The organism is Pseudomonas sp. WS 5027 (genome assembly GCF_012985695.1).
Taxonomy (GTDB): Bacteria; Pseudomonadota; Gammaproteobacteria; order Pseudomonadales; family Pseudomonadaceae; genus Aquipseudomonas; species Aquipseudomonas hygromyciniae.
On record NZ_JAAQWU010000055.1, the window covers coordinates 1 to 991 of the forward strand.

Annotated in this window: 1 protein-coding gene; it reads left to right on the top strand. The window is 55.7% G+C overall.

What is annotated here, in order from left to right; translation table 11 throughout:
* A partial coding sequence (locus tag HBO09_RS28610; protein WP_346266447.1) for an immunoglobulin-like domain-containing protein occupies positions 1-991 on the top strand: 991 nt, incomplete at both ends.

Here is a 991-nt window from a genome sequence, read left to right on the forward strand (position 1 = left end):
CCATCACCATCAAGGCGGGCGACACCGTTGGTACTGTGACTGTTGATGCTCCGAGCGATGACGTGTTCATCGATAAGAGCACCCAGACCGTCAAGATCACCGACACCGCTGGCGGCAACTTCGAGAAGCTCGTGGTTGCAGGTAACGGCGCCACAACGCAGATCAACGACACCATCGACAAAGTCGATGTGGTCCTGACCGCCACCAAAACCGTGGGTGAAGGCGGCCAGATCATCTACACCGCTACCCTTGTGGATAAAAACGGTGCGCCAGTCCTCAACACTACCGGTCCGGTGACTGTCACCCTGGATAACAAACAGGTCATCACCATTGGTGTGAACGAGTCGAGCGGTACTGTCTCGGCTGTAGCGCCGGATGATGTGTACAAAGGCGACCAGACTGTTACTACCGGCATCACTAAAGTCACCGGTGGCGAGCACTTTGAAAACCTGGTTCCGGGTACCGATAAAGTCACCACCATCGTGACCGACACACCGGACACCGATAACACCACCACCGTGACTTTGACGGCTCCGTCTGAAGTGAACGAAGGTGGAAAAATCACTTACACCGCTACCTTGAGCAACAAGGCTGACACTGACGTCACCCTGACGCTGGACAACAAGCAAACCATCACCATCAAGGCGGGCGACACCGTTGGTACTGTGACTGTTGATGCTCCGAGCGATGACGTGTTCATCGATAAGAGCACCCAGACCGTCAAGATCACCGACACCGCTGGCGGCAACTTCGAGAAACTCGTGGTTGCAGGCGACGGCGCCACGACGCAGATCAACGACACCATCGACAAGGTTGATGTGGTCCTGACCGCGACCAAAACCGTGGGTGAAGGCGGCCAGATCATCTACACCGCTACCCTTGTGGATAAAAACGGTGCGCCAGTCCTCAACACTACCGGTCCGGTGACTGTCACCCTGGATAACAAACAGGTCATCACCATTGGTGTGAACGAGTCGAGCGGTACTGTCTC